The sequence below is a fragment of the Pseudomonas cucumis genome (assembly GCF_030687935.1).
GTDB classification, from domain to species: Bacteria; Pseudomonadota; Gammaproteobacteria; order Pseudomonadales; family Pseudomonadaceae; genus Aquipseudomonas; species Aquipseudomonas cucumis.
Window position 1 is genome coordinate 1,860,484 of record NZ_CP117454.1, and the last position, 13,318, is coordinate 1,873,801.

At 61.8% G+C, this 13,318-nt stretch carries 15 protein-coding genes and 1 riboswitch; of the genes, 13 read left to right on the plus strand and 2 right to left on the minus strand.

Going from position 1 to position 13,318, the window contains the following annotated elements; translation table 11 throughout:
• Nucleotides 1–136: 136 nt before the first annotated feature.
• The gene (locus PSH97_RS08450; RefSeq protein ID WP_305448827.1) at nt 137–1,444 is read right to left on the minus strand and encodes a PQQ-dependent sugar dehydrogenase; all 1,308 of its coding nucleotides are present in this window, start codon (nt 1,442–1,444) and stop codon (nt 137–139) included.
• A gap of 68 nt (nt 1,445–1,512) precedes the next feature.
• A complete protein-coding gene (locus PSH97_RS08455) occupies nt 1,513–2,097 on the minus strand; it encodes a hypothetical protein (RefSeq protein WP_305448828.1) in 585 nt (194 codons plus the stop codon).
• 154 nt (nt 2,098–2,251) lie between these two features.
• A riboswitch (cobalamin riboswitch) is annotated at nt 2,252–2,486 on the plus strand.
• Nucleotides 2,487–2,567: 81 nt separating this feature from the next.
• Between PSH97_RS08455 and cobO the strand changes: the two genes are divergently transcribed.
• The 13 genes from cobO to PSH97_RS08520 are packed head-to-tail and all read left to right on the plus strand — an operon-like array spanning nt 2,568 to nt 13,264.
• On the plus strand, nt 2,568–3,179 hold the full coding sequence (gene cobO / locus PSH97_RS08460) for a cob(I)yrinic acid a,c-diamide adenosyltransferase (protein WP_305448829.1): 612 nt from the start codon (nt 2,568–2,570) through the stop codon (nt 3,177–3,179).
• Nucleotides 3,176–4,501 carry a cobyrinate a,c-diamide synthase gene (locus PSH97_RS08465; RefSeq protein ID WP_305448830.1) on the plus strand — a complete coding sequence of 442 codons (1,326 nt, stop codon included), beginning with the start codon at nt 3,176–3,178 and terminating at the stop codon, nt 4,499–4,501. The genes cobO and PSH97_RS08465 overlap by 4 nt, the downstream gene beginning before the upstream one ends.
• Entirely contained in the window at nt 4,498–5,148 is a 651-nt protein-coding gene (gene bluB / locus PSH97_RS08470; protein ID WP_305448831.1) for a 5,6-dimethylbenzimidazole synthase, read from the plus strand. Before PSH97_RS08465 ends, bluB begins: the two co-directional genes overlap by 4 nt.
• Nucleotides 5,145–6,053 (plus strand): adenosylcobinamide-phosphate synthase CbiB, encoded by a 909-nt coding sequence (gene cbiB, locus PSH97_RS08475; RefSeq protein ID WP_305448832.1) that lies wholly within the window; start codon nt 5,145–5,147, stop codon nt 6,051–6,053. Before bluB ends, cbiB begins: the two co-directional genes overlap by 4 nt.
• The gene (cobD, locus tag PSH97_RS08480) at nt 6,046–7,038 is read left to right on the plus strand and encodes a threonine-phosphate decarboxylase CobD (protein WP_305448833.1); all 993 of its coding nucleotides are present in this window, start codon (nt 6,046–6,048) and stop codon (nt 7,036–7,038) included. Before cbiB ends, cobD begins: the two co-directional genes overlap by 8 nt.
• Nucleotides 7,035–8,486: a cobyric acid synthase gene (locus PSH97_RS08485; RefSeq protein ID WP_305448834.1), complete on the plus strand. Its 1,452-nt coding sequence runs from the start codon at nt 7,035–7,037 to the stop codon at nt 8,484–8,486. The genes cobD and PSH97_RS08485 overlap by 4 nt, the downstream gene beginning before the upstream one ends.
• A gap of 57 nt (nt 8,487–8,543) precedes the next feature.
• On the plus strand, nt 8,544–9,065 hold the full coding sequence (gene cobU / locus PSH97_RS08490; protein ID WP_305448835.1) for a bifunctional adenosylcobinamide kinase/adenosylcobinamide-phosphate guanylyltransferase: 522 nt from the start codon (nt 8,544–8,546) through the stop codon (nt 9,063–9,065).
• A complete protein-coding gene (gene cobT / locus PSH97_RS08495) occupies nt 9,062–10,117 on the plus strand; it encodes a nicotinate-nucleotide--dimethylbenzimidazole phosphoribosyltransferase (RefSeq protein ID WP_305448836.1) in 1,056 nt (351 codons plus the stop codon). The genes cobU and cobT overlap by 4 nt, the downstream gene beginning before the upstream one ends.
• On the plus strand, nt 10,114–10,689 hold the full coding sequence (gene cobC / locus PSH97_RS08500; RefSeq protein WP_305448837.1) for an alpha-ribazole phosphatase family protein: 576 nt from the start codon (nt 10,114–10,116) through the stop codon (nt 10,687–10,689). Before cobT ends, cobC begins: the two co-directional genes overlap by 4 nt.
• A gap of 2 nt (nt 10,690–10,691) precedes the next feature.
• Nucleotides 10,692–11,429 (plus strand): adenosylcobinamide-GDP ribazoletransferase, encoded by a 738-nt coding sequence (locus tag PSH97_RS08505; protein ID WP_305448838.1) that lies wholly within the window; start codon nt 10,692–10,694, stop codon nt 11,427–11,429.
• Between the two features lie 50 nt (nt 11,430–11,479).
• Nucleotides 11,480–11,884 carry a MarR family winged helix-turn-helix transcriptional regulator gene (locus PSH97_RS08510; protein ID WP_048394362.1) on the plus strand — a complete coding sequence of 135 codons (405 nt, stop codon included), beginning with the start codon at nt 11,480–11,482 and terminating at the stop codon, nt 11,882–11,884.
• A 52-nt stretch (nt 11,885–11,936) separates the two neighbouring features.
• Entirely contained in the window at nt 11,937–13,145 is a 1,209-nt protein-coding gene (locus PSH97_RS08515) for an MFS transporter (protein ID WP_123720761.1), read from the plus strand.
• The gene (locus tag PSH97_RS08520; RefSeq protein ID WP_305448839.1) at nt 13,142–13,264 is read left to right on the plus strand and encodes a hypothetical protein; all 123 of its coding nucleotides are present in this window, start codon (nt 13,142–13,144) and stop codon (nt 13,262–13,264) included. Before PSH97_RS08515 ends, PSH97_RS08520 begins: the two co-directional genes overlap by 4 nt.
• Nucleotides 13,265–13,318 lie beyond the last annotated feature (54 nt).

Sequence of the window (13,318 nt, forward strand, 5' to 3'; positions counted from 1 at the left end):
CCGCTCGTTTGCAGGCTGAGGCTGCGCAGAAAACTGTAGGAGCGATGCTTGCCCGCGAAAGCGGTGTGTCAGTCGATATCAATGTTGACTGTGATGCCGTCTTCGCGGGCAAGCCTCGCTCCTACAGTCGAGCTGATTACTTGGCTGCGGAAACGCGCCACACCTTGTTCCCCACATCATCCGCCACCAGCAAGCCTCCTTGCTGATCGATCACCACGCCCACCGGCCGGCCCATGGCTTTTTCCTCGTCATTGAGGAAGCCAGTGAGCACATCCACCGGTTGCCCGGTCGGTTTGCCGGCGTTGAACGGCACGAAAATCACCTTATAGCCGCTGTGCGGTTTGCGGTTCCACGAGCCATGCTGGCCGATGAAAGCGCCTTGAGTGAACGGTGCGGGCAGTTTGCTGCCTTCGGCAAACGTCAGGCCCAGTGACGCCGTATGTGGCCCCACCGCGTAGTCCGGTGCAATCGCCTTGGCCACCAGATCAGGGTTTTGCGGTTCGACGCGAATGTCGACGTGCTGGCCGTAATAGCTGTAAGGCCAGCCGTAGAACCCGCCGTCCTTCACGGATGTGATGTAGTCCGGCACCAGATCGCTGCCGATTTCGTCGCGCTCGTTGACGGCGGTCCACAGCGCGCCGCTCTGAGGTTCCCAGGCCAGACCGTTTGGATTGCGAATCCCCGAGGCGAAGATCCGATGATTGCCGGTGGCGCGATCCACTTCCCAGATCGCAGCGCGGCCTTCCTCCTGATCCATGCCGTTTTCACCGACGTTGCTGTTCGAGCCCACGGTGACGTACAGCTTGCTGCCATCCTTGTTGGCGATGACATTTTTGGTCCAGTGATGATTCAGCGTGCCGCCCGGCAAATCGACCACCTTGATCGGCTGCGACTTGATCGCCGTCTCACCGTTTTCATAGTGGAAACGCAGCAGGCGATCAGTGTCGGCGACATACAAATCATTGCCGACCAGGGTCATGCCAAAGGGCGAGTTGAGGTTTTCCAGGAATACCGTGCGGGTTTCGGCGACGCCGTCGTGGTCCTTGTCCCGCAGCAGGGTGATGCGGTTCGGGCTGGGGACGCCGGCACCGGCGCGGCCCATGACTTTGCCCATGATCCAGCCACGAATACCGCCATCGGATTTGGCCGGTGCATTGGTTTCGGCCACCAGCACATCGCCGTTGGGCAATACGTAGAGCCAACGTGGGTGCTCGAGGCCTTCGGCAAACGCCGCTACTTGAGTCCCTGCCGCGGCGACAGGTTTCTTGCCTTCAGGCCAGCCGATCGCCGGGGCGATGTTCACCGTCGGGATCAGGGTTTTATTGGGTTCTGGCAGTTTGGGCGAGGGGCCTGTGCCATCCGAGACTTGCAGGCTGGAGGTTTCACCACAGGCGGCGAGCCCTCCGGCGAGCGCGATGATGAAAACGAGCTGGGGTTTGCGCATTACTGATCTTCCCTATGAATGCATTGACGTAATCATAGAGAAGCGTAGACGCTCGATGGTTCAACCGGTCAGCCGCGGGCTTCCTTGAGCAGAACAGCGATGCCTGGATGGTAGTTGCCGGCTTCATTGCGCAACTTGCGGTAGGCGTATGGGAAATACCAGGCCACGGCGCAGCTGTGTTCCTTTTGCAGGTCGTCGACCATGTCCTGAAGTTCTTCCGGTGTAGCGCTCTGCTGAGCTTTTTGCGGCGCTACGAACAGGCAGCCGAGTTTCAGATCGCTGGCGTAGCTGATTCGCTTCGCGTCACTGGTGATGTCCGCCAATGCCTGAGTCAGGTTCAGGCTATTGACCCGTGGCCAGCGCTGGGTGGCCTGGAGATACGCGCGTTCTTCGCTGCTGGCGATAAACAGATCGGCGTGGGCGTTGCGTTCGCCTTCTTCAGTCTGTTTGCGCGTGGATGTTTGTTGCAGTGTGACCATTTCTGCCATCCAGGCTGCGGCGGAGAGCAGGCCGAGGTTGGCGTTTTCGTCGTACCAGTAAGGTGTATCGTTATCGCCGCGTACGGCGTTGAAGCGGTCGATACAGTCAAACCAGCGTTCCAGCACCGGCCGCAGGAATTCCAGCTTCGGATTGCTGATGATCATGCCTTGCATGTGGCTCACCCTTGTTATTGTGTTGTGAGGTTGTGGCTCTTTGATATCACTGCTGGCAGTGTGGCACAAGATTGGCGTCAGTTAATTGATCAATGGCAGTTATTCGCTCAGCGGCGCCCCGGGTTTAATTGACGCTCCACCCCCAACCCTCTAACCTTCGCGGCTTGTTTCAGGTGCTCTGTGACCTTGGTCGACAGAGTGAAACAGGGAAGCCGGTGAGTGAATTTCTTCCCGTGAAAAATGATCACGATCCCGGCGCTGCCCCCGCAACGGTAAATGAGTGAAGACTGCGCCTTGAGCCACTGTGTCGATTGTCGACATGGGAAGGCGCGCAGTTGGCCCTGGTGCCGCTCATGAGCCCGGAGACCGGCCTGATTCATCCAACGGCATCACGGTGGGCGATGCCAGGCTTCTTGCCGTCTATTCTTGTGCCTGCCCGCCGTTATCCAGCCTCAACGGAGAGCTCCCCCATGACTGATACTCCCGATCGTGACGAACGCCATCTGGCGCGCATGCTGCGCAAAAAAGCGGTGATCGACGAACGCATCGCCAACTCCCCGAATGAATGCGGTTTGCTGCTGGTGCTCTCCGGCAACGGCAAAGGCAAGAGCAGTTCGGCGTTTGGCATGCTTTCCCGGGCCATGGGCCACGGCATGCAGTGCGGCGTGGTGCAGTTCATCAAGGGGCGCACCAGCACCGGTGAGGAGCTGTTCTTCCGACGCTTCCCGGAGCAGGTGCGTTTTCATGTGATGGGCGAGGGCTTCACCTGGGAAACCCAAGACCGCCAGCGCGACATCGCCGCCGCTGAAGCCGCCTGGGCGGTGTCCCGCGAATTGCTGCGTGATCCATCCATCGGTCTGGTAGTGCTCGATGAGTTGAACATCGCCCTCAAGCACGGCTACCTCGATCTCGATCAGGTGCTCAGCGACTTGCAGGCTCGTCCGCCGATGCAACATGTGGTGGTCACCGGTCGTGGCGCCAAACCGGAGATGATCGAGCTGGCGGACACCGTCACTGAAATGGGCATGATCAAGCACGCCTTCCAGGCCGGAATCAAAGCGCAAAAAGGCGTCGAGTTGTGAGTCAACCACATCATTGCCCGGCGGTACTGATTGCCGCGCCGGCCTCCGGTCAGGGCAAGACCACCGTCACCGCCGCGCTCGCTCGTTTGCATCGCAATCAGGGGCGCAAGGTCCGCGTGTTCAAATGCGGCCCGGATTTTCTCGACCCGATGATTCTCGAGCGCGCCAGCGGTGCACCGGTTTATCAACTCGACATGTGGATGGTCGGCGAGCAGGAAAGTCGGCGGCTATTGTGGGAGGCCGCGGGCGAAGCCGATCTGATCCTCATCGAAGGCGTCATGGGGCTGTTCGACGGTACGCCTTCCAGCGCCGACCTGGCGCGGCACTTCGGTGTGCCGGTGCTCGGCGTGATCGACGGCACCGCCATGGCGCAGACGTTTGGCGCGCTGGCCCTGGGCCTTGCGCGTTATCAGCCGGATTTACCGTTTGCCGGTGTGTTGGCCAACCGGGTCGGCACCGTGCGCCATGCCCAGTTGCTCGAAGGCAGCCTGACTGAAGGCTTGCGCTGGTACGGCGCGTTGTCCCGGGAGACCGGCATCGAATTGCCGAGTCGGCATCTCGGCCTGGTTCAGGCCAGTGAGCTGAATGATCTCGATCTGCGCCTCGACGCGGCGGCCGACTCACTGGCCAGCAGTTGTGATGTGGCTCTACCGCCGGCCGTGGAATTCGCCGCGCCTGAAATGATCGCAGCCGAACCGTTGCTGGCCGGGGTGCGGATTGCCGTGGCCCGGGACGAAGCTTTCGCGTTTATCTACGGTGCGAGCCTTGATCTGTTGCGGACCATGGGCGCCGAATTGTCTTTCTTCTCGCCGATCCGCGACAGCGGGTTACCGGAGGCGGACAGTCTTTATCTGCCGGGCGGTTACCCCGAATTGCACCATGTGGCGTTGTCACAAAACACGCCGATGCTGACCGCCATCCGCGCTCATCACGCGGCGGGCAAACCGTTGCTGGCCGAGTGTGGCGGCATGCTGTATCTGCTCGATTCACTGACCGATGTCGAGGGCACGCGCGCTGAATTGGTCGGCTTGCTGGCCGGTGATGCGGTGATGCAGAAGCGTCTTGCCGCGTTGGCCTTGCAGGCGGTCGAATTGCCGGAAGGTTTGCTGCGTGGGCACACGTACCACCACTCGTTGACCAGCACTGAACTTGAGCCAATTGCTCGAGGTTTGAGTCCCAATGGCGGGCGAGGGGCGGAGGCGGTTTATCGTGAGGGGCGGATGACGGCTTCTTATGTGCACTTTTATTTCCCGTCCAATCCGACAGCGATTGCAGCGCTGTTTGCGCCTGACCCTGAAACCGCTTTCGCGAGCAGGCCATGACGGACAACACATTCAGCCAGGCCGAACGCGAAGCTGTTTATCGCGCGATTGCAGAGCGCCGCGACATGCGTCACTTCAGTGGCGGCTCGGTTGAGCCCGAGTTACTGAGGCGTCTGCTCGAAGCCGCGCATCAGGCCCCAAGTGTTGGCCTGATGCAGCCCTGGCGTTTCATCCGCATCAGCGACCGGGCACTGCGCGGCAAGATTCAACAGCTGGTGGAAGAAGAACGCATCCGCACTGCCGAAGCCCTCGGCGAGCGCTCCGACGAATTCATGAAGCTCAAGGTCGAAGGCATCAACGACTGCGCCGAGGTGCTGGTCGCCGCGCTGATGGACGATCGCGAGCGACATATCTTCGGCCGTCGTACATTGCCGGAAATGGACATGGCCTCGTTGTCCTGCGCCATCCAGAACCTTTGGCTGGCGTCCCGCGCCGAAGGCCTGGGCATGGGCTGGGTGTCGCTGTTCGAGCCGCAAGCGCTGGCGGACTTGTTGGGCTTACCGGCCGGGGCCAAGCCTTTGGCTGTTCTTTGCCTGGGGCCGGTCAAGGAATTCTATCCGGCGCCGATGTTGGTACTCGAAGGTTGGGCGCAGGCGCGTCCACTCAGCGAGTTGCTGTATGAAAATTATTGGGGAGTGAGTCAATGAGTGTGGCGTTGTTGAGTGTCGCCGCGGTCGCGCTGGATGCGCTGCTGGGTGAACCCAAACGCTGGCATCCGCTGGTGGCGTTCGGTCGTTTTGCCGATCGCATCGAGCAACGTTTCAACTCCGGTGGCCGTGGCTGGCGCAGTCATGGGGTTACGGCCTGGGTGATGGCGGTCGTGCCGCTGACCTTGCTGGCCACCGCATTTTCCTGGGCGCCTTACGTTGGCTGGATCGTCGAGATTCTCGCGCTCTATTGCGCCCTCGGCATGCGCAGCCTCGGCGAGCATGTCGAGCCGGTGGCCAAGGCCCTGCGCAGCGATGACTTGATCGAGGCGCGCAAACGTGTCGGTTATCTGGTCAGCCGTCAGACCAGCGAACTGGATGAAACCGAAGTCGCCCGCGCCGCTACCGAATCGGTGCTGGAGAACGGCAGCGATGCGGTGTTCGCCGCACTGTTCTGGTTTGCCGTGGCGGGTGCGCCCGGCGTGGTGCTCTATCGCCTGAGCAACACCCTCGATGCAATGTGGGGTTATCGCAACGAACGCTTCGAACGTTTCGGTTGGGCAGCGGCGAAGATCGATGATGTTCTGAACTACATTCCTGCACGCCTGGTGGCGTTGACTTACGCACTGCTGGGCAAAACCCGACTGGCGCTGAAGTGCTGGCGTACCCAGGGCTCGACCTGGGACAGCCCGAATGCCGGGCCGGTGATGGCGGCCGGGGCCGGTGCGCTGGGTGTCGAGTTGGGCGGGGCGGCGATCTATCACGGTGAACTGCATCAGCGTCCGCCATTGGGCGAAGGCGTGCCGGCGGATGCCGATTCCATCGACCGTGGCTGGCAATTGGTCCAGCGCGGGGTATGGTTATGGCTGCTGATTCTCTGCGTGGGGGCTGAATTCTATGCTTGAGCACGGTGGCCGCTTGCGTAAGGCGGCGCTTGAATATGGCATTGCCGAAGCCGATTGGCTCGACCTGTCCAGTGGCCTTGCGCCCTGGCCATTCCCGGTCCCGGACATCCCTCTGCGGGCCTGGGCGCGGTTGCCGGAAACTGATGACGGGCTGGAGCAGGCTGCCTGCGACTATTACGGTGCGGCCCACGTACTGCCGGTGGCCGGCTCGCAAATGGCGATCCAGCTGCTGCCGCGTTTGCGCCGGGCCGGCAAGGTCGGCGTGCTGTCGCCGTGTTACGCCGAACACGCCGAAGCCTGGCGTCGCAACGGTTACATCGTGCGTGAAGTGCTGGAGCAGGAAGTCGATTTTTTTCTCGACAGCCTCGACGTGCTGGTGGTGGTCAACCCGAACAATCCCACGGGCCTGAGCCTGACCCCGGCCCGCCTGCTGGATTGGCATTCGCGGCTGGCCCAGCGCGGTGGCTGGCTGGTGGTGGACGAGGCGTTCATGGACAGCACGCCGCATTTGAGTCTGGCGCCGTTCGCCGATCAGATCGGCTTGATCGTGCTGCGTTCCTTTGGCAAGTTTTTCGGCCTGGCCGGTGTGCGGCTGGGTTTTGTGTTGGCTGAGCGCAAGTTGCTCAAGCTGCTGGCTGAACAGGTCGGGCCTTGGGCGGTCAGCGGTCCCACTCGAGTGCTGGGCCAGGCGTGTCTGACAGATACGGAGGGGCACACCCGACAGCGCATTCGTACTGACGAGGCCGGCGAGCGTCTGGCGTTGCTGCTTGAACAATACGGTTCCAAACCTCAGGGCGGCTGCGCGTTGTTTCAGTGGCTGATCACCGAGCGAGCCGAAGCGCTGCATGAGTTCATGGCCCGACGCGGCATTCTGCTGCGGTTGTTCACCCATAACAGCAGCCTGCGTTTCGGCTTGCCGGCGGATGAAGCGGATTGGCAGCGTCTCGAGCAAGCGCTTGAAGCCTACGTTAAGGAAGCGCAATGACAACGTTGATGGTGCAAGGCACCACGTCCGACGCCGGTAAAAGCACGCTGGTGACGGCGCTGTGTCGCTGGGTCACGCGCCAGGGCGTGAGCGTCGTGCCATTCAAACCGCAGAACATGGCGCTCAACAGCGCGGTGACCGCCGACGGTGGCGAGATTGGCCGTGCTCAAGCGGTGCAGGCTCAAGCCGCCAACCTCGAACCGCACACTGACATGAACCCGGTGCTGCTCAAGCCCAATAGCGATACCGGCGCCCAAGTGATCATTCATGGCCGCGCAGTCACCACCATGAACGCGGTCGCGTATCACGACTACAAGGCCATCGCCATGCAAGCGGTGCTGGCCTCCCATGAACGTTTGAGCGCGGCATATCCGGTGGTGATGGTCGAAGGGGCGGGCTCGCCGGCAGAGATCAACCTGCGGGCCGGCGACATCGCGAACATGGGGTTTGCCGAGGCGGTGGACTGCCCGGTCGTGCTGATTGCCGACATCAATCGCGGCGGGGTTTTCGCGCATTTGGTCGGTACGTTGGAGCTGCTCTCGCCCAGCGAACAGGCACGGGTCAAAGGCTTCATCATCAACCGTTTTCGCGGCGACATCGCCTTGCTGCAACCAGGCCTCGATTGGCTGGAGGAGCGCACCGGTAAACCGGTGATCGGCGTCTTGCCGTATGTGATGGACCTGCATCTTGAGGCCGAGGACGGCCTCGATCAGCGGCAGACCGACAAGGTCGATCAAGTGCTCAACGTGGTGGTGCCTGTATTGCCGCGCATCAGCAACCACACCGATTTCGATCCGCTGCGCCTGCATCCGCAAGTGGACCTGCAATTCATCGGCCCCGGTCAGGCAATTCCGCCGGCCGACCTGATCATTCTCCCCGGCTCGAAAAGCGTGCGCAGCGACCTCGCGTATCTGCGGGCCAACGGCTGGGATACGGCGATCTCGCGGCACTTGCGCTACGGCGGAAAAGTGTTGGGGATCTGCGGCGGTCTGCAAATGCTCGGCGAGCAGGTGCATGATCCGCTGGGCCTCGAAGGCGCGCCGGGTTCCAGTGCCGGTTTGGGCCTGCTGGCGTTCGAAACGCAGCTCGAAGAAGAGAAGCAGTTGCGCAATGTGCGTGGGCGTCTGGCGCTGGAAGATGCGCAGGTCAGCGGCTATGAAATTCATGCCGGCGTGACCACCGGGCCGGCGCTGGAAAACGCCGCGGTGCAGCTCGACGATGGTCGCTGCGATGGCGCGCAAAGTGTTGATGGGCAGATTTTCGGCACGTATCTGCATGGCCTGTTCGAGTCACCGGCGGCGTGCGGTGCACTGTTGCGTTGGGCTGGGTTGCGGGATGTGCAGGAAGTGGATTACCACGCCTTGCGAGAGCGCGATATTGAACGGCTGGCGGATCTGGTGGAGAAGCATTTGGATACCGGGCTGTTGCGGGAGCTCTGTGGTTTTTAAGGGGAGTGTGCTCGCGAAGACTGGAGTCGCCTCACCGCACATCTTAAGGAATAAACCATGCTGCAACTGATCCTCGGCGGCGCCCGCTCCGGCAAAAGTCGCCTGGCTGAAAAACTGGCGACAGACAGTCAGCTTCACGTCACCTACATCGCCACCAGCCAACCCCTGGACGGTGAAATGAACGAACGGGTAGCCCATCACCGCGCCCGCCGTCCGGCCGAGTGGGCGTTGATCGAAGAACCGCTGGAACTGGCACGCGTGCTGCGCGAAAGCGCCAGTGCCGATCGTTGCTTGCTGGTGGATTGCCTGACGCTGTGGCTGACCAATCTGCTGATGCTCGATAACGCCGAGCGTCTCTCGGCCGAACGCGAAGCCCTGCTGGACTGCCTGGCGTCATTGCCAGGTGAAATCATTTTTGTCAGCAACGAGACCGGCATGGGTGTCGTGCCGCTGGGCGAGTTGACTCGCCGCTATGTCGATGAAGCCGGTTGGTTGCATCAAGCCTTGGCCGAGCGCTGTCAGCGAGTCGTCCTGACCGTCGCCGGCCTGCCCCTGACTTTGAAAGGAACTGCGTTATGACTCACTCCTGGTGGCTGAACCCGTGCAAGCCAATCGACGCGCAAGCGGTCGAACAGGCGCAGGCGCGTCAACAGCAACTGACCAAGCCTGCCGGCTCGCTCGGTCGGCTCGAATCGGTGGCGGTGCAACTGGCCGGGTTGCAGGGGCAGGTCAAGCCGACGCTCGATCAGTTGTGGATCGCGATTTTTGCCGGTGACCATGGTGTGGTTGCTGAAGGCGTGTCGGCGTTTCCGCAGGAAGTCACCGGGCAGATGCTGCACAACTTTGTCAGCGGCGGCGCGGCGATCAGCGTGTTGGCGCGGCAGTTGGGTGCGTCCCTGGAAGTGGTCGACCTCGGCACCGTCACGCCGTCGTTGAATCTGCCGGGTGTACGTCACCTGAATATCGGCCTGGGCACGGCGAATTTCGTTCAGGGGGCGGCGATGACCCAGGCCCAGGGCGAGCTCGCCTTGCAGGCCGGCCGCGACAGTGTGCAGCGCGCCATCGCGGCAGGCGCGCAGTTGTTCATCGGCGGCGAAATGGGCATCGGCAACACCACCGCGGCCAGCGCGTTGGCCTGTGCCTTGCTCGATTGCCCGGTAGTGCATCTGGCCGGGCCGGGTACAGGATTGAACGCGGCGGGTGTCAGCCATAAAGCCCGGGTCATCGAACGTGCTTTGACGTTGCACAGTGTTCAGCGTGGCGATGCGCTGCAAACTTTGCTCAACCTCGGCGGTTTCGAAATCGCTGCGCTGGTCGGCGCGTACCTGGCCTGTGCTCAGGAAGGCGTCGCGGTGTTGGTTGACGGATTTATTTGCAGCGTCGCCGCACTGGTGGCGGTGCGTTTGAATCCGGCCTGCCGTGAGTGGTTGCTGTTCGGCCATCGCGGCGCCGAGCCAGGCCATCGCCATGTACTCGAAACCCTGAAGGCCGAACCGTTGCTGGATCTTGGCCTGCGACTGGGCGAGGGCAGCGGTGCGGCATTGGCCGTGCCATTGCTGCGTCTGGCCTGCGACCTGCACGGGCAGATGGCGACATTCGCCGAAGCCGCGGTGGCGGACCGCCCGGCATGACCTTGCGCCTGGACCTGTTGCGCCATGGCGAAACCGAACTCGGCGGCGGTTTGCGCGGCAGCCTCGACGATGCGCTGACCGGCAAGGGCTGGGAGCAAATGCGCGCCGCGGTGGTCGAGCAGGGGCCCTGGGATCGACTGGTCAGTTCGCCGTTGCAGCGTTGCGCGAGTTTTGCGCAAGAGCTTGGGGCGCAACTGGGTTTGCCGGTGCAGCTGGATAAGGATCTGCAAGAGCTGCACTTCGGCGCCTGGGAAGGGCAGAGCGCGGCGGCGCTGATGGAAACCAGCGCCGAGGCGTTGGGCTTGTTCTGGGCTGATCCTTATTCGTTCACGCCGCCTGAGGGTGAGCCGGTGGCGGACTTTTCAACGCGGGTGTTGGCGGCCATCGAACGGCTGCACGCGGCCTATGCGGGTGAGCGGATCTTGCTGATCAGCCATGGCGGCGTCATGCGTTTGTTGCTGGCTCAAGCGCGCGGATTGCCGCGTGAGCAGTTGCTCAACGTTGAAGTCGGCCATGGCGCGCTGTTCTCGCTGTCGGTCGAATCCGGTGTCTTGTTAAGGGAAGCGATCTGACCATGTTGCCGTTCTGGATCGCCCTGCAATTTCTGAGCAGCCTGCCGATTCGCCTGCCGGGTATGCCGACGCCCGAGGAATTGGGCCGGTCGCTGCTGTTTTATCCGCTGGTCGGTTTGCTGTTCGGCGCGATGCTGTGGGGGCTGAACGGGCTATTGCTGGGCACGCCATTATTGCTTCACGCGGCACTGCTGCTGAGTGTTTGGGTCGTGCTCAGCGGCGCGTTGCACCTCGATGGCCTGGCCGATAGCGCCGATGCGTGGCTCGGGGGGTATGGCGACCGCGAACGAACTCTGACGATCATGAAAGACCCGCGCAGCGGGCCGATCGCCGTGGTGACGCTGGTGCTGGTGTTGCTGCTCAAGTTCGCCGCGCTGCTGGCGTTGATCGAGCAGCAGCACAGCGTGGTCCTGATCATCGTTCCACTGATTAGCCGCAGCGCGTTACTGGGGTTGTTCCTCACCACGCCTTATGTGCGTCCGGGTGGATTGGGGCAGGCGTTGGCCGATCATCTACCGCGTTTGGCCGGGAAGCAGGTGTTGGTGATCAGTGCGGTGGCTTGTGTGCTGATGGCTGGACTCGGCGCTGTATGGGCGCTTGCACTGGCGGCCGCGCTGTTTGTCTGGTTGCGGCAAGTGATGGTGCGGCGCTTGGGCGGGACAACGGGCGATACGGCAGGAGCGTTGCTTGAATTGCTGGAGGTGGCGGTGCTGGTGGGGCAAGCCTTGCTCCTACGGTAATATGTGTCGAAAAATTTGCTTTCATTTAACCGCGGGTATATACACGCACTATGCTTCCTTCTCAATGTTTGTGCACTAATCTGCGTCGCGCCGCTCGTGGCGTCAGCAGGCATTACGACGGCGCCCTCGACGGCTTCGGGATCAACGTTGCCCAGTATTCTCTGCTGTGCAATCTGCAGCGTCTGGATCAGCCGAGCATCTCATCTCTGGCCGAAGCCATGGGCCTGGATCGCAGCACCCTCGGGCGCAATCTGCGAGTGCTGGAGGGTGAAGGCCTGGTGACGCTGGTCGAGGGCGAGGACATGCGCAATCGCATCGTCCTGCTCACCGAGACTGGGCGCGAACGTTTGGCAGCGGCCTTGCCGGCCTGGGAAGCGGCGCAACAGCGGTTGATCGACCGTCTGGGTGCCGAGAAGCGTGAAACCTTGCTGAAATTGCTGGACGAACTGGCTTGAGGCCAGTTTGTTCGATCTTAAGCGGGTATATACCCGCTACCGGAGAACAAGAATGACATCAATGTGGCGTACATGCGGTTGGGTGCTGTTGGGAAGTGCGCTGATTCTGGCGTTGTCCCTGGGTGTGCGCCACGGCTTCGGGCTGTTTCTGGCGCCCATGAGTGCCGAGTTCGGCTGGGGCCGCGAAGTGTTTGCCTTCGCCATTGCTTTGCAGAACCTGATCTGGGGCCTGGCGCAGCCATTCACCGGCGCACTGGCCGACCGCTTTGGCGCCGCGAAAGTGGTGTTGATCGGTGGTGTTCTGTACGCGTTGGGTCTGGTGTTCATGGGGCTGTCCGATTCGGCGGTGACCTTGTCCTTGAGCGCCGGCTTGTTGATTGGTATCGGTCTGTCCGGCACCTCGTTCTCGGTGATCCTCGGCGTGGTCGGCCGTGCCGTGCCACCGGAAAAACGCAGCATGGGCATGGGTATCGCCAGCGCCGCCGGTTCTTTCGGTCAATTCGCCATGTTGCCCGGCACGCTGGGGCTGATCGGCTGGCTTGGCTGGTCTGCGGCATTGCTGGTGTTGGGTCTGATCGTGGCGTTGATCGTGCCGCTGGTGAGCATGCTCAAAGACAAGCCGCTGCCGGTTCTCGGGCACGAGCAAACCCTCTCTGAAGCGCTGCGCGAAGCCTGTTCCCATTCAGGATTCTGGCTGTTGGCGTTCGGCTTTTTTGTCTGCGGTTTTCAGGTGGTGTTCATCGGCGTGCATTTGCCGGCCTATCTGGTGGACCAACACTTGCCGGCCTCCGTCGGCACCACGGTGTTGGCGCTGATCGGGCTGTTCAATATCTTCGGTACTTATACCGCGGGCTGGCTTGGCGGGCGGATGTCCAAGCCGCGTTTGCTCACCGGTCTGTATCTGTTGCGGGCGGTAGTTATTGTGCTGTTCCTCTGGGCGCCGGTCACTCAGGTCACGGCTTATTTGTTCGGCATGGCCATGGGCTTTCTCTGGTTGTCGACGGTGCCCTTGACCAACGGCACGGTGGCAACCTTGTTCGGTGTACGAAATTTGTCCATGCTCGGTGGGATCGTTTTCCTCTTCCATCAGCTTGGCTCGTTCCTCGGCGGCTGGTTGGGCGGGGTGGTGTATGACCGAACCGGGAGTTACGACTTGATCTGGCAGGTGGCGATTCTCTTGAGTCTGGTGGCTGCAGCCCTGAACTGGCCGGTGCGCGAGCAGCCGGTGGCGCGTCTGCAAACCCGGATGAGTGCCGCATGAACAGTCTCTGGCCGCGGATGGCTGTAATCGCCATCGGCGTACTGCTGCTGGCTGTGGCTTGGTGGGGCTGGCATCAGGGTGGCCTGGCATTGATGCAGCTGGGTATGGGTGCTTGCTAGCGAGCGGTGAAGGCGAGTAATTTCGTTTCCTGACGATTGTTCAAGGATGCACTG